The sequence below is a fragment of the Pseudomonas sp. Pf153 genome (assembly GCF_001269775.1).
Lineage (GTDB): Bacteria > Pseudomonadota > Gammaproteobacteria > Pseudomonadales > Pseudomonadaceae > Aquipseudomonas > Aquipseudomonas uvaldensis.
This window is the reverse complement of the sequence record NZ_LHVL01000019.1, coordinates 1-18,312: the sequence shown is the minus strand read 5'-3', so window position 1 is coordinate 18,312 and position 18,312 is coordinate 1. Positions and strand designations below refer to the sequence as shown.

Below are 18,312 nucleotides of genomic sequence, written 5' to 3'. Positions count from 1 at the left end.
GCCGCGCCATTGTACCTATCTGACGGGAAGTTACAACCGTTCGGGACGGATTAAAAAAGCGAAGGTGTTCAAGTACTTGCCATGGAAGCTACAACAGCACCTCATCCGCCCGCCCGCCCTCTTCCTGGATCACCAGATGGATGAAATGCAGTTTAGTGATGACGGTCGACGGGAGAACGAACGGGTAGAAGTCCGGTTGACCCATGCTGCGGGACAGTTCGTTGAGCATGCCGGCCAGTTCGATCCAGGCATTGACGAATGAGAGGAAGGCCGTGCCTTCGGTGTGTTCGGGGTCGAAGAGGGTTTCGGGCGGGAACGGTTGGTAGTCGAAATCCAGTTCCCGGGCGCTCATGCCAAAACCCAGGGCTGTGTCCACCGCGTCCACCATGTGCAGGTAGTGGGCCCAGGTTTCGGCCCAGTCTTCCCAGGGATGCATGGTGGCGTAGGCGCTGACGTAATGGGTTTGCCAATCCTGCGGCGCCCCTTGTTGGTAATGTCGTTCCAGGGCGTCGGAATAACTGGCGCGCTCGTCGCCGAACAGCCCGCGAAACGCCTCGATCCAGTGGCTGTTGGCGATCAGCCGATCCCAATAATAATGCCCCACTTCGTGACGAAAATGCCCCAGCAGGGTGCGATACGGCTCGCGCATTTGCTGGCGGACATGTTCGCGGTGGGCGTCATCGGCTTCCTTGATGTCGAGGGTGATCAAGCCGCTGGCATGGCCGGTGGTTGGCGGCGTGCCGTCGGGGTCGACGCCGATGAAATCGAAAGCCAGCCCGATGTTTTCATCGACGGTTTTAGGGACAACCGGCAAACCAAGGGTAATCAGCTGCGCCACCAGACGGCGCTTGGCGGTTTCGACCTTGCGCCAGCGTTCGGGATTTTCCGGAATCGACAGATCGGGGATGGTGCGGTTCAGGCTGCAGGCGATGCACAGGGTGTCGTGGTCATTGGCCGGCAACAGCCAGTTACAGGCTGCCGGCGTGTCGAGGTTGGCACAGCGCCGGAACAGCCCGGCCTCTGGATCGGCGTCCAACGTCCAGGTGCCCGGTTGCTCGCCGGGCTGCAGGGACGAGAGTCGGCTCTGCTCCGGCTGATACCCCAACGCCGCCAGGCAGGCCAGGCACTGGCTGTTGCGAAAGAACAAGGATTGGCCGCAGCGACACGGCCAGACCTTGCTGTTGCGCGAACGGTCGCCCACGAACGGCGCGGCGATGCGTGAACTCAGCTGTTCGAAGAAGCGGAACATGGCGATCTCTCCCTGGAGCCTGCAAGACTAGATCATTGCCTGCTCCTGATCGTTCCCACACGCTGCTTCATCTGCGCTGGAACCGTGGCAAGGGAAGCCTCATACATTGCTCATGCCTGAACGTTGATACCGTGCTTGTTCAGAAATGCCACGAACGCCGCTTCATCCAACACCTTGACCCCCAGCTCGTTGGCCTTGGCCAGTTTCGAACCCGCGCCCGGCCCGGCCACCACGCAATGGGTTTTCGCCGACACGGAGCCGGCCACCTTGGCGCCCAGGCTTTCAAGCTTGTCCTTGGCGACATCGCGACTCATCAGCTCCAGGGACCCGGTCAGCACCCAGGTACGCCCTGCTTCTGGCAACCCTTCGACAACTTTCTTCTCGCTCTGCCAGTGCATGCCGAAGTCCCGCAGTTGCTTCTCCGCGGCCTCGGCCTGCTGGCGGTTTTCGGCAACGGCGAAATAATCCCGCACGGCGTTGGCCTGCTTCTCCGGCAGGGCTTGGCGCATGTCCAGCCAGTCCGCGCTTATGACCGCTTCGAGGGAGCCGAACTTGTCCGCCAGTTTCTGCGCCCCGCCCGGCCCTACCGAGGGGATGTTCAGCTTGTCCAGGAAACTGCCCAGGGTAGTGCTGGCGGAGAATTCGGCGCCCAGCTCGCCCTGGTCCTGGATATCGAGGCCATGGCGCAACAGACCCTCGATCACCTGACGGTTGTGGGGGTCCTCGAAGAAGCTGTGAATCTCGTGGGCCACTTCCAGGCCCACGTCCGGCAGATAGGTGAGCACCTGGGGCAAGGCCGCCTGCACGCGCTCCAGCGAACCCAGGGAGCGAGCCAGAACCTTGGCGGTTTCCTCACCAACGTCCGGGATGCCGAGGGCGAAGATGAAACGCGCCAGGCTCGGCTTCTTGCTGTCGGCGATGGCCGCCAACAGATTCTTGCTCGACAGTTCGGCGAACCCTTCCAGGTCGACCACTTGTTCGAAGGTCAGCGCATAGAGGTCGGCGGGCGAGCCGACCAAGCCCTCGTCCACCAATTGCTCGACGCTCTTTTCCCCCAGACCTTCGATGTCCATGGCCCGGCGCGACACAAAGTGAATGATCGCCTGCTTGAGCTGCGCCCCGCAGGCCAGGCGTCCGACGCAGCGGTACACCGCGCCTTCGCTGACGGTTTCACGCCCCTTGCTGCGCTTGATCAGTTGCGTGCGCTCCACGTGGGAGCCGCAGACCGGACACTGCTTGGGCACGTCCACCGACCGGGCGTCATCCGGACGGCGCTCGGTGATCACCTGTACCACTTGCGGGATGACGTCCCCGGCGCGGCGGATGATCACCGTGTCGCCAATCATCAGCCCCAGGCGCGCCACTTCGTCCATATTGTGCAGCGTGGCATTGGCCACGGTCACGCCGGCCACCTTGACCGGCTTGAGCCGTGCGACAGGCGTCACCGCCCCGGTGCGGCCGACCTGGAACTCGACGTCCAGCAATTCGGTGAGTTCTTCGCTGGCCGGGAATTTATGGGCGATGGCCCAGCGCGGCTCTCGGGCACGGAAACCCAGCTCGCGCTGGGAGGCGATGCTGTTGACCTTGAACACCACGCCGTCGATTTCATACGGCAGCGCGTTGCGCCGCTCGCCGATGTCGCGGTAGTAGTCCAGGCACTCGTCGATGCCATGGGCCAGTTTCAGTTCGCGGCTGATGGGCAGGCCCCAGGCCTTGAGCTGCTTGAGGTTGCCAATGTGGGTATCGGCGATGTCCGCCGTCACCTGGCCGATGCCGTAGCAGCAGAACTCCAGGGGCCGGTTGGCGGTGATCCTGGAATCGAGCTGGCGCAGGCTGCCGGCCGCTGCGTTGCGCGGGTTGGCAAAGGTCTTGCCGCCTGTCTCCAACTGCGAGGCGTTGAGCCGCTCGAAACCGGCCTTGGACATGTACACCTCGCCCCGCACTTCCAGCACGGGCGGCCAGCCGCTGCCCTGTAGCTTGAGAGGGATGTTGCGCACGGTGCGCACGTTGACGCTGATGTCTTCGCCCGTGGTGCCGTCACCCCGGGTGGCACCGCGCACCAGCAAGCCGTCCTGATACAACAAACTGACCGCCAGGCCATCGAGTTTCGGCTCGCAGCTGTATTCCACCGCGGCACCGCCACCCAAGAGATCCCCCAGAGGCAGGTCGAGGCCCTCGGTCACCCGGCGGTCGAATTCGCGCATGGTGTTCTCATCGAAGGCGTTGCCCAGGCTGAGCATCGGAATTTCGTGACGCACCTGGCTGAACGCCGACAGCGCTACGCTGCCAACCCGTTGAGTCGGGGAATCGCTGGTCACCAGTTCGGGGTGCTGTTCTTCCAAGGCCTTGAGTTCATGGAACAGCCGGTCGTACTCGGCGTCCGGAATGGTCGGCTCATCGAGGACGTGGTAGCGGTAGTTGTGCTGATCCAGCTCTGCACGCAGTTCTAGGATGCGGGTTTCGACGGCATTCATGGTGTTCTCTCATAAAACAAAAGAGCAGCCGAAGCTGCTCTGTTTTCAATCATGGCGGGGCGCTTCGCACTGGAGCGCCAGCCCGGCCCAGCGGGCGCAAGCTCCCTCGCCACAAAAAGCTCTCATCCCGCGAGAGCTTTTTCATCTGTCAGCGCTTCTGCGTCAGCGCCCGGCGTTCGAATTCGACGATGCGCTGGCGGTAATGTTCGATGGTCTGGGCCGTCAGCACGCTGCGCTGGTCGTCCTTCAGCTCGCCGTTGAGCTCCTGGGACAGCTTGCGCGCCGCCGCGACCATGACGTCGAAAGCTTGCTTGGGATGCCGCGGGCCAGGCAGACCGAGGAAGAAGCTCACCGCCGGGGTGCTGAAGTGGTCGATGTCGTCCAGGTCGAACACGCCAGGCTTGACGGCGTTGGCCATGGAGAACAACACCTCGCCGTTGCCGGCCATGCTTTCGTGGCGGTGGAAGATGTCCATCTCGCCGAAACGCAGGCCGCTTTCCAGGATGTTCTGCAACAATGCCGGGCCCTTGAAGCCGCCCGGATCGCGGCAGATGACACTGATGACCAATACTTCTTCGGCCTGAGCCTGTTCCTTGTCGCTGCTGGAGGCCTTGCCCTCGTCCGGGAAGTCATCGCGGCTGCTGAAGCTCGGCCCGCCGTCCAGATCCAGGTTCAGGTTCAGGTCGCCCTGGGACGGCTCGCTGTTGCGCTTGCCACGCTTGGAACCCGACTCCCGAGGTTCACGCACCGGCGCACTCACCGAAGGCAGGTCGTGCTCATCCAACTGCGGCTCCTTGTGGGTGTCCAGCACCCGGGGCGGGCCCAGCAGTTCGGCATTGTCATCTTCATCCGGCAGGTTCGACAGGCTGTGGTCAAGGCGAAACTTGAGCTTGCCCTTGCCGCCGCGCATGCGACGCCAGCCGTCGAAAAGAATACCGGCAATGACAATGATGCCGATGACGATCAGCCACTCGCGCAGACCGATTTCCATGTAATCCCGTGCCTCTATAAAAATGCTGAAAAATAAGGGGCTTAGCTATTTGCAAACCGCTTTAAAACGTGGCGCCAACTCTATGTTCTGAATGGCGTTTTGCCCACGAACAGAAAAAAATTGCTCTTAAACTAGCATGACCAACAGCCACAAGCTACAAGCGGCAAGTCACAAGCTCAAAACCACCCTGCTTGCCGCCGCTCGCGCTAGGCGTCCACCATCGCCATGGCCTCCTCGACATCCACCGCCACCAGCCGCGAACAGCCCGGTTCGTGCATCGTCACCCCCATCAACTGATCGGCCATTTCCATGGCGATCTTGTTGTGGGTGATATAGATGAACTGCACCGTTTCGGACATTTCCTTTACCAGCCGTGCGTAACGGCCTACGTTGGCGTCATCCAGCGGTGCATCGACCTCGTCGAGCATGCAGAACGGCGCCGGATTCAGTTTGAAGATGGCGAACACCAGAGCCAACGCCGTCAGCGCCTTTTCACCGCCGGAGAGCAAATGAATGGTGCTGTTCTTCTTCCCTGGAGGACGCGCCATGATGGTCACCCCAGTATCGAGTAGATCTTCGCCCGTCAGTTCCAAGTAAGCGCTGCCGCCACCGAAAACTTTCGGGAAAAGCGCCTGCAAACCGCCGTTGATCTGATCAAAGGTATCCTTGAAGCGATTGCGGGTTTCCTTGTCGATCTTGCGGATGACGTTTTCCAGGGTTTCCAGCGCTTCCACCAGGTCGGCATCCTGGGCGTCGAGATAACGCTTGCGCTCGGACTGCTGCTCATATTCGTCGATGGCCGCCAGGTTGATCGCCCCCAGGCGCTGGATACGTGCGGCGATGCGCTCCAGTTCTTCTTCGGCCTCTTTCTCGTTGGCACCGGCCACCAGGGTGGCGAGCACGCCATTGAGGTCATAGCCGTCTTCCAGCAGCTGATCCTGCAAGGCTTTGCGGCGCACCGTCAGGGCCTGCCATTCCAGGCGCTGCTGCTCCATCTGGCTGCGGATCAGCTGGGATTGCTGCTCGGCCTGGCTGCGGCGCTTCTCGGCGTCGCGCAGTTCACGGTCGGCGTCTTCCATGGCGATCTGCGCGGTCTTGAGTTCTTCGTCGACACTCATGCGCTTGTCGAGCAGTTCTTCGAGCTTGAGGCGCAACTCTTCCAGCGGCGCCTCGCCCTCCTCCAGGTTCAGGCTCAGCTGTTCGCGCTTTTCGGTCAGGCGCTCGGATTGCATCTCCAGGCGCTCCAGGGCCTGGCGCGTGGAATCGTACTGCGCCTTCAGCGAGCCAAGGCGCACCGCCAACTGATGGGCATGGTCCTTGTGCTGACGGGCTTCCTGGCGCACTCGGTCGAGGCGCTCGCGCAAACTGTCACGCTGGGCCAGCAACAGCTCACGCTGTTCGGTATCCACCGCCATGGCATCGAGAGCCTCTTGCAATTGCAGGCGCGCTTCGCCGATCTGCTCGTGCTCCAGTGCCCGTTGCTCGCCCAGCTCGGCGATTTCCTCTTCCAGGCGAGCGCGACGCAGGGTCAGTTGTTCGACCTTGGCCTTGCCGGCCGATAACTGGGCCTTGAGCTCACCCTGCTGACGCGCTTCGTCCTGCAACAATCGACGCAGATGTTCGCGGCCGTTCTCCTGCTGACGCTGCTGCGCCCGCAGGTTTTGCAATTCGGTTTCCAGGGCTTCAACGCTGGCCTCGCGCTCCTCGCGTTCGGCACCCAGGCGCTGAATTTCCTGCCCCCGGGCAAGCATGCCGCTCTCGGCTTCGCTGGCCCTGCGCACCCGCAGGAAATGCCGGCCGACCCAATACCCATCGCGGCTGATCAGGCTCTCGCCGGCTGCCAGTTGCCCGCGCAAGGCCAAGGCCTGTTCGAGGCTGTCCACCGGCTTGACCTGTCCCAGCCACGGCGACAGATCCACCTGGGCCTCGACTTTATCCAACAGGCTACCCGGAATCCGCACGCCGTCGCCGGCCGGGCTGAGCAGGCGCAGATCGCCCTGGGTGAAGCCCGACAGGTCGATGCCACCGAAGTTGTCCACCAGCACCGCTTGCAGATCGGCACCCAGCACGGTTTCCACCGCCAGTTCCCAGCCGGCATCGACCTTCAGGCCCTCGGCCAGGCGCGGCCGCTCGGCCAGATGCTGGTCGCGCAGCCATTGCGCGGTGCCGGTACCCGGGTCGAGCGCGGCTTGCTGCAAGGCTTCCAGGGAGGCAAGACGACCGTTGAGCCGTTGCAAATCACCCTGAGCCTGCTGCTGGTTCTGCAATGCCTGCTGCAAGGCCTGACGCAGCTGTTCCAGGCGTTCGACCTGAGCATCTTCGCTGGCCTGCAAGTCTTCGAGGGTGGCCTCGCTGGCGGCCAGTTGTTCGCTCAAATCCTGGATTGCCGCGTCTTCCGGGTCCGCCGCGAGCAGCGCCCGCTCTTCGGCCAGGCGTCGCTGACGTTCGGCCAGGCGTTCCATGCTGGTGTCCAACTGCTGGATACGCGACTGCTGGACCTCGGCCTGACGGCGCGGCTCGGCGGACGTCAGGTTGAAACGGTCCCATTGCTCCTGCCAGCCGTGCATGGACAGCTCGGCCTCTTCAAGGGCCGCGGCGGCCTCTTCGGCGGCGGCGCTGGTGATCTCCTGCTCCGGCGTCAGCCTGTCCAGTTCTTCGCCAAGGGTCAGCAGCAAGGTCCGGTCGTGACCCAAGTGGGATTCGGTTTCCAGGCGCGCTCGCTCGGCTTCCTTCAAATCATCCTGCAATTGGCGCAGCCGTTGCTGGCCGTGCTGGATGCTCTGTTCGACCCGGGCAATGTCGCCACCGACCGAATAGAAGCGTCCCTGCACCAGGTTGAAGCGCTCGGACAGTTCATGATGGCCGTCGCGCAAACGTTCGATGGCGGCATCGGCGTTGCGCTGTTCGGCCACCAGGGCTTCGAAACTGACTTCCTGGTTGCCGATGATCGCCTCGCGCTGGCCGACCTGCTCGTTCAACGCTTGCCAGCGCAGGGCCGAGAGCTGGGCCTTGAGCTGGCGCTCTTCGCCCTTGTATTCCTGGTATTTTCGTGCGGCTTCGGACTGGCGGTGCAGGCGTTCGAGCTGGCGGTCGAGTTCTTCACGCAGGTCGGTGAGGCGAGCGAGGTTTTCCTGGGTGCGACGGATGCGGTTCTCGGTTTCCCGGCGTCGCTCCTTGTATTTGGAGATGCCGGCGGCTTCTTCGATGAAGTTGCGCAGGTCCTCGGGCTTGGCCTCGATCAGCTTGGAGATCATGCCCTGTTCGATGATCGAATAGCTGCGCGGCCCCAGGCCAGTGCCGAGGAAAATATCGGTAATGTCGCGACGCCGGCATTTGGCACCGTTGAGGAAGTAGCTGTTCTGGCTGTCGCGGGTCACTTTGCGACGAATGGAAATCTCCGCATAGGCGGCGTATTCGCCCACCAGGGTGCTGTCGGAGTTGTCGAAAACCAACTCGATGCTTGCCTGGCTCACCGGCTTGCGACTGGTGGAGCCATTGAAGATGACATCGGTCATCGACTCGCCGCGCAGGTTCTTGGCCGAGCTCTCACCCATCACCCAGCGCACGGCGTCGATGATGTTCGACTTGCCGCAGCCGTTGGGGCCCACCACCGCCGCCATGTTACTGGGGAAGTTCACCGTGGTCGGGTCGACGAAGGATTTGAACCCCGCCAGCTTGATGCACTTGAGTCGCACGTTCAGGTCGCCGTCAGGGCAGAAACCACCAGATCGCAACTGCGCTGGGCGTAGGCCGTCAACACGGTGCGAATCTGCGGCAGATCACGGGCCAACACGGCGGCGAGCAGACGCTCGAACAGATCGAGGTACTCGTTCATTTCCGCCTTGCGTTGCTCCAGGGCCAGGAAATACGCACGGCTCATGGCCGGCTGCAGGTTCTCGACGGTCTCCTGCAAGTACGGGTTATTGGCGAACGGATAGGCAGCACGCATTACGCTGAAGCTTTCATCGACGAAGGTACGGATGTCCTGGCGAGCGTAGGCGTCCTTGAGACGTTGCTGGATCTCGAGGAACGGCGCCATGTCGGCCGATTCCCGCCAGCCATGCGCCACGGCATTGCCCAGCAGAATGTACAGTTCGCTCATCATCGTGCAGAGGCTGCGCACATTGTGTTCGGTGAGTTCGGTGACGTGGGCGCCGCGGCGCGGCAGGATCGCGATCAGGTGGCGACGCTCCAGGATCAACAGGGCCTCGCGGACCGAACCACGGCTGACATTGAGCGCCAGGGTCACTTTCTGTTCCTGGATGCGCTCTCCCGGCTTCATCTCGCCTCGAATGATGCGTTCGGCGAGGTGATGGGCGATTTGCTCGGCGAGGCTGTCCGGGGCCTTGAACGTCATGGTTGTCCTTCAAACTCTTCGATTTGCACAAGCGGCGCAGTGTAGCGCACTCGATACGTCATGGCGCAGGGCCTGCACCGGGTTTTTGGCACGATATAAGCAAAAATTTAACCGTTCACGCTGGAAAAAACCTGTGGGAGCGAGCCCGCTCGCGATGGCGTCAGGTCAGTCACTCATTTATTGGCTGAGCCACCGCTATCGCGAGCAGGCTTGCTCCCAAAGAGCGTACATACTGAGGGTATGAACACCCTGGTTGATCGACAAAAGGAATTTTCCTGACCTTTAAGTCAAAAAATTATTGACCGAAAAGTCAGAGCTGATAAATTCAGCCCACGTCGATACAACAATAATGAATCTGCGAGGCCTTCCGTGATCCAGTTTTTACTCAACCAGGAACTCCGAAGCGAGCACACCCTGGACCCGAACCTGACGGTGCTCAATTACCTGCGTGAGCATGTCGGCAAGTCCGGCACCAAAGAAGGCTGCGCCAGCGGCGACTGCGGTGCCTGTACCGTGGTGACCGGCGAATTGGACACGGATGAAAATGGCCAGGAGCGCATCCGCTACCGCAGCCTCAACGCGTGCCTGACCTTCGTCTCGTCCCTGCACGGCAAACAACTGATCACGGTCGAAGACCTCAAGCATCAAGGCCGATTGCACAGCGTCCAGCAGGCCATGGTCGATTGCCATGGCTCCCAATGCGGCTTCTGTACCCCCGGTTTTGTGATGTCGCTGTTTGCCTTGCAAAAGAACAGCGAGCACGCCGACATCCACCAAGCTCATGAGGCCCTGGCCGGAAATCTGTGTCGTTGCACGGGCTACCGGCCGATCCTGGCCGCCGCCGATCAGGTCTGCTGCAGCAGGCAACCGGACCAGTTCGATGCTCGCGAAGCCGAAACCATCGCCCGCCTCAAAGCCATCGCACCGAAGGAGACCGGCGAACTCAACAGCGGCGACAAACGCTGCCTGGTGCCGTTGACCGTCGCCGACCTGGCCGACCTCTACGACGCCTATCCGCAAGCGCGGCTGCTGGCCGGCGGTACCGACCTGGCCCTGGAGGTCACCCAGTTCCACCGCCCCCTGCCGGTGATGATCTACGTAGGCAATGTCGCCGAACTCAAGCGCATCGAACGGTTCGACGACCGTCTGGAGATCGGTGCCGCCACCACGCTATCGGATTGCTATGAGGTCCTGAAAGCCGAATACCCGGACTTCGGCGAACTGCTGCAGCGCTTCGCTTCGTTGCAGATCCGCAACCAGGGCACCCTGGGCGGCAATATCGGCAACGCTTCGCCGATAGGCGACGCTCCTCCCCTGTTGATCGCCCTCGGTGCGCAGATCGTGCTGTGCAAGGGGCAGGCCCGCCGCACGCTGGCGCTGGAGGATTACTTCATCGAGTACCGGGTCACTGCCCGCCAGGAAAGCGAATTCATCGAGAAGATCATCGTGCCCCGCGCCAGCGCCGGGCAGGCCTTCCGTGCCTACAAAGTGTCCAAGCGCCTGGACGATGACATTTCCGCCGTATGCGCTGCCTTTAACCTGCGGATCGACAAGGGGATGGTCCGCGACGCCCGCGTGGCCTTCGGCGGCATGGCCGCGACGCCCAAGCGCGCTACCCATTGCGAGACGGCCCTGATCGGTGCCCCGTGGAACGAAAACACCATCGAACGCGCCTGCGCCGCCCTCGGCGAGGACTTCACACCGCTGTCGGACTTCCGCGCCAGTAAGGAGTATCGCCTGCTCAGCGCCCGCAACCTGCTGCGCAAATACTTCATCGAACTGCAAACGCCGCACATCGAGACTCGGGTGACCGCATATGTCTAACCATCACGCCGTAGAAAAGACCCAGGCTGAACTGGCCGAGTTGTTCGCCCGTGACCTGACCACTGGCGTGGGCCGCAGCGTCAAGCATGACAGCGCCGCCAAGCACGTGTCCGGCGAAGCGCAGTACATCGATGACCGCCTGGAATTCCCCAACCAATTGCACGTCTATGCCCGGTTGTCGGACCGCGCCCACGCACGGATCCTGCGCATCGATACCACGCCCTGCTACGCCTTCGAAGGCGTGCGCATCGCCATTACCCATGCCGATATCCCGGGCCTGAAGGACATCGGTCCGTTGCTGCCCGGCGACCCTCTGCTGGCCATTGATGACGTACAGTTCGTCGGCCAACCGGTGCTGGCCGTCGCTGCAAAAGACCTGGAAACCGCTCGCAAGGCCGCGATGGCGGCCATCGTAGAGTACGAAGACCTGGAGCCGGTACTGGATGTGGTCGAAGCACTGCGCAAGCGTCACTTCGTGCTCGACAGCCACACCCATCAGCGCGGCGACTCGGCCACGGCGCTGGCGAACGCCGAGCATCGCATCCAGGGCTCGCTGCACATCGGCGGCCAGGAGCATTTTTATCTGGAAACCCAGATTTCCTCGGTGATGCCCACCGAAGACGGGGGGATGCTCGTCTACTGCTCGACCCAGAATCCCACCGAAGTGCAAAAGCTGGTGGCCGAAGTGCTGGGCGTGTCGATGAACAAAGTCGTGGTGGACATGCGCCGCATGGGCGGCGGCTTTGGCGGCAAGGAAACCCAGGCTGCCAGCCCGGCGTGCCTGTGCGCGGTGATCGCTCACCTGACCGGCCAACCGACCAAGATGCGCCTGCCCCGGGTCGAAGACATGCTGATGACCGGCAAGCGCCACCCCTTCTACATCGAATACGACGTCGGCTTCGATAGCACCGGGCGCCTGCAGGGCATCGCTCTGGAACTGGCCGGCAACTGTGGCTGCTCGCCGGACCTGTCGGCTTCGATTGTCGACCGGGCAATGTTCCACGCCGATAACGCCTATTACCTGGGCGATGCGACCATCAACGGCCATCGCTGCAAGACCAATATCGCCTCGAACACCGCCTATCGTGGCTTCGGCGGCCCCCAGGGCATGGTCGCCATCGAAGAAGTGATGGATGCCATCGCCCGCCACCTGGGGCTCGATCCGTTGGCCGTGCGCAAGGCCAACTATTACGGCAAGACCGAACGCAACGTCACCCATTATTACCAGACCGTCGAGCACAACATGCTCGAAGAAATGACCGCCGAGCTGGAAGAAAGCAGCCAGTACGCCGAACGCCGCGAAGCGATCCGTCGCTACAACGCCAATAGCCCGATCCTGAAGAAAGGCCTGGCGCTGACGCCGGTGAAATTCGGCATTTCGTTCACCGCCAGTTTCCTCAACCAGGCCGGTGCCCTGATCCACGTCTACACCGACGGCAGCATCCACCTGAACCATGGCGGCACCGAAATGGGCCAGGGACTGAACACCAAGGTCGCGCAAGTGGTGGCCGAGGTGTTCCAAGTGGAAATGGACCGGGTGCAGATCACCGCGACCAACACCGACAAGGTGCCGAACACCTCGCCCACCGCCGCCTCCAGCGGCGCCGACCTGAACGGCAAGGCCGCGCAGAATGCCGCCGAAACCATCAAGCGGCGCCTGGTGGAATTCGCGGCGCGCCAGTACAAAGTCAGCGAAGAAGACGTCGTGTTTCATAACGGCCATGTGCGAGTACGCGATCACATCCTGACCTTTGAAGCGCTGGTGCAGCAGGCGTATTTCGCCCAGGTCTCGCTGTCCAGCACCGGCTTCTACAAGACCCCGAAAATCTACTACGACCGCAGCCAGGCCCGTGGCCGGCCGTTCTACTACTACGCGTTCGGGGCAGCCTGCGCCGAGGTGATCGTCGACACCCTCACCGGCGAGTACAAGATGCTGCGCACCGACATCCTCCATGACGTCGGCGCCTCGCTGAACCCGGCCATCGACATCGGCCAGGTCGAGGGCGGCTTCATCCAGGGCATGGGCTGGCTGACCATGGAAGAACTGGTGTGGAACGACAAGGGCAAGCTGATGACCAATGGCCCAGCCAGCTACAAGATTCCGGCCGTGGCGGACATGCCCCTGGACCTGCGGGTCCGGCTGGTGGAAAACCGCAAGAACCCGGAAGACACCGTGTTCCATTCCAAGGCCGTGGGCGAACCGCCGTTCATGCTCGGCATCGCCGCATGGTGTGCCATCAAGGACGCTGTGGCGAGCCTGGGGGATTACCGGCATCAACCGAAGATCGATGCCCCGGCGACGCCGGAGCGGGTGTTGTGGGGGTGTGAGCAGATGCGCGGGTTGAAGGTAAAGGCTGTAGAAGCTGAAACCGAGTTGGCTTCGCTCTAGACCACGGCGCGGCCTTCGCGAGCAAGCCCGCTCCCACAGAGGAACACGATCCGTGTGGGAGCGGGCTTGCTCGCGAAGACGCCAGAACGAACAACCCAGATGTCGAGGTGAACATGTACAACTGGATCAGCGCCCTCGCCGACCTGCAAACCCGCGGTGAACCCTGCGTGCTGGTGACGATCATCGAAGAGCTGGGCTCCACGCCGCGTAATGCCGGTTCAAAAATGGTCATCAGCGCCAGCCAGGCGTTCGACACCATCGGTGGCGGACATCTGGAATACAAGGCCATGGAGATCGCCCGGCAGATGCTCGCCAGCGGCCAGCAGAACACGCATCTGGAGCGTTTCAGCCTCGGTGCCAGCCTGGGCCAGTGCTGCGGCGGCGTCACGGTGTTGCTGTTCGAACCCATGGGCCAGGTGCAGGCACAGATTGCCGTGTTCGGCGCCGGCCATGTCGGCCGGGCGCTGGTGCCGCTGCTGGCCAGTCTGCCGTGCCGGGTGCGCTGGATCGACTCGCGGGAGGCGGAGTTCCCCGAACACCTGCCCCACGGCGTGCACAAGATCGTCACTGAAGACCCGCTGGATGAGGTCGACGAACTGCCCCCTGGCAGCTACTGCATCGTCATGACCCACAACCATCAGCTGGATCTGGAACTGAGCGCGGCGATCCTCAAGCGCAACGACTTCACCTACTTCGGCCTGATCGGCTCGAAGACCAAGCGGGTCAAGTTCGAACATCGCCTGCGCGACCGAGGCTTCGACAGCAGCACCTTGCAGCGCATGCGCTGCCCGATGGGGATCGGCGAGGTCAAAGGCAAGTTGCCCGTTGAAATCGCTATCTCCATCGCCGGCGAGATCATTGCCACCTATAACGCGGATTTTGGCCAGCACACCTCACGCGCCGAACCCATCGCCAAGCTGCTGCCGGCTTCACGCCGCAGCCAGCGTTGATACCTCAATTGAGACAAGCTCATGCCCCTGACACGCAAAGCCTACCGCGCCGCCCTGCTCCACAGCCTCGCCGACCCGGCCGAAGTCGGTCTCGAAGCGTCCTATGAATATTTCGAGGACGGTCTGTTGGTGGTGGAAAACGGCCGGATCAGCGCCATCGGCCACGCCCATGACCTGTTGCCGACCTTGGCGGCGGGCATTGAAATAGCCCATTACCCGGACGCACTGATCACACCCGGCTTCATCGACACCCACATCCACCTGCCCCAGACCGGCATGGTGGGTGCTTATGGGGAACAACTGCTGGATTGGCTCAACACCTACACCTTTCCCTGCGAAAGCCAGTTCGCCGACCAGGCCCACGCCGAAGCCGTAGCCGATATCTTCGTCAAGGAGCTGCTGCGCAACGGCACCACCACCGCCCTGGTGTTCGGCAGCGTGCATCCGCAATCGGTGAATGCGTTTTTTGAAGTGGCCGATAAACTCGACCTGCGGATGATCGCCGGCAAGGTGATGATGGACCGCAACGCCCCGGACTACCTGACCGACACGGCCGAATCCAGCTATATCGAGAGCAAGGCGCTGATCGAGCGCTGGCACGCAAAGGGTCGCCTGCATTACGCCGTCACCCCCCGCTTCGCGCCGACCAGCACTCCGGAGCAACTGACCCTGGCCGGTCAACTGCTGCAGGAATACCCGGATCTGTACATGCAGACCCACATCAGCGAAAACCTTCAGGAAGTGCAGTGGGTCAAGGAACTGTTCCCCGAGCGCAAAGGCTATCTGGACGTCTACGACCATTATCAACTGCTCGGCGAGCGCTCAGTGTTCGCCCACGGCGTGCATCTGTGTGACGATGAATGCGCACGCCTGGCCGAAACCGGTTCGGCCATCGCGTTCTGCCCAACCTCGAACCTGTTCCTGGGCAGCGGCCTGTTCAATCTGCCGATGGCGGAGAAACACAAAGTGAATGTGGGGTTGGGCACCGATGTCGGCGCCGGCACCAGCTTTTCGCTGCTGCAGACCCTGAATGAAGCCTACAAAGTGATGCAGTTGCAAGGCGCGCGGCTGAGCCCGTTCAAATCCCTGTACCTGGCCACCCTGGGCGGTGCCCGGGCCCTGCGCCTGGAAGACAAGATCGGCACCTTGCAGCCGGGCACCGACGCGGATTTCCTGGTGCTGGACTACCACGCCACGCCGCTGCTGAGCTATCGGCTCAAGCAGGCGCAAGACATTGCCGAGCGGTTGTTCGTGCTGATGACCCTGGGGGATGACCGGACGGTGGCGCAGACCTACGCGGCGGGGCGGTTGGTGCATCAACGGTAGAGTTTTTTCGTCTGTCAGACCGCTTTCGCGAGCAAGCCCGCTCCCACATTTGTTCGGCGTATAGCTTAACAACGCGGTCGAATGTGGGAGCGGGCTTGCTCGCGAAGGGCGCGATTCAGCATCACTGATTCACTCAGAGCTTAGCGGTCGACCGCCCCGGCTTCTTGCTCTGCATCAAATGCGAGAACACCGCATGCAAGTCATCGGAAGCGCCTTCCTCGTCGAGGTTGAGCTTGCTGTCGATGTGATCCATGTGGTGCATCATCAGGTCCACCGCCAGGGTGGCGTCCCGGGCTTCGATGGCGTCGATCAACTGGGTGTGTTCGTCGTAGGAGCAGTGGGAGCGGTTGCCACTTTCGTACTGGGCGATGATCAGCGAGGTCTGGGACACCAGGCTGCGCTGGAAGCTGATCAGCGGAGCGTTCTTCGCCGCTTCGGCCAGTTTGAGGTGGAACTCGCCCGACAGGCGGATACCGGCGCCACGGTCGCCACGGGAAAAGCTGTCGCGTTCGTCGCTGACCATCTGGCGCAACTCAGCCAATTGCTCGGCGGTGGCGTGCTGCACCGCCAGTTCAGTGATCGCCCGCTCCACCAGACGCCGGGCCATGAATACCTGGCGAGCTTCTTCGACACTCGGGCTGGCGACGACGGCGCCGCGATTGGGCCGCAGCAGCACCACGCCTTCATGGGCCAGGCGTGACAGCGCACGACGGATGATCGTGCGGCTGACTCCGAAAATCTCCCCCAGTGCCTCTTCGCTCAACTTTGTGCCGGGCGCCAGGCGCTGTTCGAGGATGGCCTCGAAAATATGCGCATAGACAATATCGTCCTGGGTTCCGCTGCGGCCGGCTTTGCCTGCTCGCGGTTGTTTCTTGAGGGGTTGCAACTGTTCGTTCATGGGCACTCGAGTCGGGAAAACTGCGGCGAATTGACCGTGACTGTAATACGGCACAGCAGGTCGCTGGCAAGTATCGCGTAAAAATCACGGCGATTGTACACAACCTCTGATGGCAACACGACTGTACGGCCGTTTGCGGGCATGGCTGTATCGCAATCGCCCACTGCGTTGAGTTTAGGCTTAAACCCTCGAACCTGTGGCAACTGCTGTGGGCAAAGCTTGTGGGAGCACGGCTTGCCCGCGATGAACGATCACGCAGTTCTCTGACAGACCGAATCGCCTGGATCGCGGGCAAGCCTTGCTCCTACAGGCACTCAATCTATAACAAGGATCACCGCCCACCATGACCGAAGTCACGACCGCGCCACTTCGTCCATTGGCCGATACTTCACCCTCGGCCATCGTCGCCGGGTTCATCGCCATGATGACCGGCTACACCAGTTCCCTGGTGCTGATGTTCCAGGCCGGCCAGGCCGCCGGCTTGACCAGTGGTCAGATTTCATCCTGGATCTGGGCGATTTCCATCGGCATGGCGGTGTGTTCCATCGGGCTGTCGTTGCGCTACCGCACGCCGATCACCATCGCCTGGTCGACGCCCGGCGCGGCGTTGTTGATCACCAGCCTGGGCGGTGTGAGTTATGGCGAAGCCATCGGTGCCTACATCACCTGCGCAGTGCTCGTGACGATCTGCGGCCTGACCGGCAGCTTCGAACGGCTGGTCAAGCGCATTCCGGCATCGCTGGCGGCGGCATTGCTGGCCGGGATCCTGTTCAAGATCGGCAGTGAGATTTTCGTCGCTGCGCAGCATCGCACCGGCCTGGTGCTGGGTATGTTCTTCACCTATCTGATCTTCAAGCGATTGTCGCCCCGCTACGCCGTGCTCGCGGCGCTGTTGATCGGCACCGCACTGTCAGGCCTGATGGGTCTGCTGGACTTCAGCGGCTTTGCCCTGGAAGTCGCGACGCCGGTCTGGACCACGCCGCACTTTTCCCTGGCGGCCACCATCAGCATCGGTCTCCCCCTGTTCGTGGTGGCCATGACCTCCCAGAACATGCCGGGCATCGCGGTCCTGCGGGCCGACGGCTACCACGTACCGGCCTCGCCGCTGATCACCAGCACCGGCATCGCCTCCTTGCTGCTGGCGCCTTTTGGCTCCCACGGAATCAACCTGGCGGCCATCAGCGCAGCGATCTGCACCGGGCCACACGCTCACGAGGACCGCAACAAGCGTTATACGGCGGCGGTCTGGTGCGGGGTTTTCTACGGCATCGCCGGGGTCTTCGGCGCGACGCTGGCGGCATTGTTCGCGGCGCTGCCCAAGGAACTGGTGCTGTCCATCGCGGCGCTGGCGTTGTTCGGATCGATTATCAACGGTTTGAGCATCGCCATGAGCGAAGCCAGGGAACGGGAAGCGGCGCTGATCACCTTCATGGTCACAGCGTCGGGGTTGACCCTGTTTTCCATCGGTTCGGCGTTCTGGGGAATCGTGGCGGGGGTGGTGACCTTGCTGATCCTCAATTGGCGCAGCGCTTGAAAGCCTTTTAAGAACTTCGCGAGCAAGCCCGCTCCCACAGGGGGCTCAGGCTCTCTGTGGGAGATTCTATGTTGCAGGGCAACCCTGCAACATCGGCTTCGGCTGGTATTCGCTCTGATTTTTCATCAGAGCGAATGCAACTCGGCAGAGCTTACGGGCAAGCACCACCAATGCCTGAGTTTTTGAAAAGCCTCTTGCCAGGTATGACTCGTAGAAGGGTTTCCATCTAGGCGAGCGAGAGGCCGTCATCGCAGCGATGTGAGCTAAGCGCCTTATCTCTGGATCGCCTTTCTTGGTTAGATACCGGGGGCCATTCTTTT

The 18,312-nt window shown here is 62.0% G+C and carries 11 protein-coding genes and 1 pseudogene; 5 read left to right on the top strand and 7 right to left on the bottom strand.

The genetic code is table 11. From position 1 onward, the window contains the following. Window positions 1-88 precede the first annotated feature (88 nt). The 5 genes from AD666_RS15090 to AD666_RS15070 all read right to left on the bottom strand — a co-directional run bounded on the left by AD666_RS15090 (window position 89) and on the right by AD666_RS15070 (window position 9,071). Window positions 89-1,249, bottom strand: a complete 1,161-nt coding sequence (locus AD666_RS15090; protein ID WP_053153303.1) for a putative zinc-binding metallopeptidase — start codon at window positions 1,247-1,249, stop codon at window positions 89-91. A 110-nt stretch (window positions 1,250-1,359) separates the two neighbouring features. Continuing rightward, window positions 1,360-3,723, bottom strand: a complete 2,364-nt coding sequence (gene ligA, locus AD666_RS15085) for an NAD-dependent DNA ligase LigA (RefSeq protein WP_053153301.1) — start codon at window positions 3,721-3,723, stop codon at window positions 1,360-1,362. Between the two features lie 148 nt (window positions 3,724-3,871). Next, complete coding sequence (zipA, locus tag AD666_RS15080; protein ID WP_053153298.1) at window positions 3,872-4,714, bottom strand: cell division protein ZipA; 843 nt, start codon at window positions 4,712-4,714, stop codon at window positions 3,872-3,874. Window positions 4,715-4,920: 206 nt separating this feature from the next. Beyond that, complete coding sequence (gene smc, locus AD666_RS15075) at window positions 4,921-8,409, bottom strand: chromosome segregation protein SMC (protein ID WP_053153295.1); 3,489 nt, start codon at window positions 8,407-8,409, stop codon at window positions 4,921-4,923. A gap of 2 nt (window positions 8,410-8,411) precedes the next feature. Continuing rightward, window positions 8,412-9,071 carry a GntR family transcriptional regulator gene (locus tag AD666_RS15070; RefSeq protein ID WP_053153292.1) on the bottom strand — a complete coding sequence of 220 codons (660 nt, stop codon included), beginning with the start codon at window positions 9,069-9,071 and terminating at the stop codon, window positions 8,412-8,414. 369 nt (window positions 9,072-9,440) lie between these two features. On the opposite strand from AD666_RS15070, the gene xdhA reads away from it, so the two are divergent. The 4 genes from xdhA to guaD all read left to right on the top strand — a co-directional run bounded on the left by xdhA (window position 9,441) and on the right by guaD (window position 15,560). Then, on the top strand, window positions 9,441-10,895 hold the full coding sequence (gene xdhA, locus AD666_RS15065; RefSeq protein ID WP_053153289.1) for a xanthine dehydrogenase small subunit: 1,455 nt from the start codon (window positions 9,441-9,443) through the stop codon (window positions 10,893-10,895). Next, window positions 10,888-13,284, top strand: coding sequence for a xanthine dehydrogenase molybdopterin binding subunit (gene xdhB, locus AD666_RS15060; protein ID WP_053153286.1), 2,397 nt, complete (start codon window positions 10,888-10,890; stop codon window positions 13,282-13,284). Before xdhA ends, xdhB begins: the two co-directional genes overlap by 8 nt. Before the next feature lie 113 nt (window positions 13,285-13,397). Then, complete coding sequence (xdhC, locus tag AD666_RS15055; protein ID WP_053153283.1) at window positions 13,398-14,234, top strand: xanthine dehydrogenase accessory protein XdhC; 837 nt, start codon at window positions 13,398-13,400, stop codon at window positions 14,232-14,234. A 21-nt stretch (window positions 14,235-14,255) separates the two neighbouring features. Then, entirely contained in the window at window positions 14,256-15,560 is a 1,305-nt protein-coding gene (gene guaD / locus AD666_RS15050; protein WP_053153278.1) for a guanine deaminase, read from the top strand. A 133-nt stretch (window positions 15,561-15,693) separates the two neighbouring features. Here guaD and AD666_RS15045 read toward each other — a convergent pair whose 3' ends face one another. After that, complete coding sequence (locus AD666_RS15045) at window positions 15,694-16,458, bottom strand: GntR family transcriptional regulator (RefSeq protein ID WP_053153273.1); 765 nt, start codon at window positions 16,456-16,458, stop codon at window positions 15,694-15,696. Between the two features lie 343 nt (window positions 16,459-16,801). Here AD666_RS15045 and AD666_RS15040 point away from each other — a divergent pair, with 343 nt between their 5' ends. Further along, window positions 16,802-17,992 (top strand): benzoate/H(+) symporter BenE family transporter, encoded by a 1,191-nt coding sequence (locus tag AD666_RS15040; RefSeq protein WP_053153271.1) that lies wholly within the window; start codon window positions 16,802-16,804, stop codon window positions 17,990-17,992. 66 nt (window positions 17,993-18,058) lie between these two features. Here the strand turns inward: AD666_RS15040 and AD666_RS26710 are convergent. Further along, window positions 18,059-18,312: pseudogene (locus AD666_RS26710) on the bottom strand (IS110 family transposase); the annotation flags it as partial.

Coding starts and splice junctions, on each gene's coding strand:
- AD666_RS15045 (WP_053153273.1), bottom strand. CDS start 16,458: ATGAACGAACAGTTGCAACCCCTCAAGAAACAACCGCGAGCAGGCAAA.
- xdhC (WP_053153283.1), top strand. CDS start 13,398: ATGTACAACTGGATCAGCGCCCTCGCCGACCTGCAAACCCGCGGTGAA.
- AD666_RS15090 (WP_053153303.1), bottom strand. CDS start 1,249: ATGTTCCGCTTCTTCGAACAGCTGAGTTCACGCATCGCCGCGCCGTTC.
- zipA (WP_053153298.1), bottom strand. CDS start 4,714: ATGGAAATCGGTCTGCGCGAGTGGCTGATCGTCATCGGCATCATTGTC.
- xdhB (WP_053153286.1), top strand. CDS start 10,888: ATGTCTAACCATCACGCCGTAGAAAAGACCCAGGCTGAACTGGCCGAG.
- guaD (WP_053153278.1), top strand. CDS start 14,256: ATGCCCCTGACACGCAAAGCCTACCGCGCCGCCCTGCTCCACAGCCTC.
- ligA (WP_053153301.1), bottom strand. CDS start 3,723: ATGAATGCCGTCGAAACCCGCATCCTAGAACTGCGTGCAGAGCTGGAT.
- AD666_RS15040 (WP_053153271.1), top strand. CDS start 16,802: ATGACCGAAGTCACGACCGCGCCACTTCGTCCATTGGCCGATACTTCA.
- AD666_RS15070 (WP_053153292.1), bottom strand. CDS start 9,071: ATGACGTTCAAGGCCCCGGACAGCCTCGCCGAGCAAATCGCCCATCAC.